Annotated in this window: 1 protein-coding gene; it reads left to right on the top strand. The window is 60.3% G+C overall.

Annotation, left to right across the window (positions count from 1 at the left end; all coding sequences use genetic code 11):
* Positions 1-237: lambda-exonuclease family protein (locus R0J88_RS23385; protein ID WP_410901372.1), on the top strand; the 237-nt coding region annotated here is incomplete at both ends.

Raw genomic sequence — 237 nt, 5'->3', positions numbered from 1 at the left:
ACACGAAGCAGACGGGCAATCGTGTTCGGCGCGTCAACGCAGTACTCCGTCATCCCTCGATCCCGTGGATGCTGGCGAATATCGATCGCGAGATTGTCGGCGTGCCTGACGTACAGATTTTGGAATGCAAGACGGCGGGAGAGCATGGCTCTCGCCTTTGGCGAGACGGCGTGCCCGACTACGTGACGATCCAAGTTCAGCATCAGCTCGCAGTCACCGGCAAATCGGCGGCGCACG

This window comes from Pseudoalteromonas sp. SIMBA_162 (assembly GCF_046535955.1).
GTDB lineage: Bacteria > Pseudomonadota > Gammaproteobacteria > Enterobacterales > Alteromonadaceae > Pseudoalteromonas > Pseudoalteromonas marina.
Note: the sequence above shows the minus strand (reverse complement) of the source record. Positions and strands in the feature narration are given on the sequence as shown.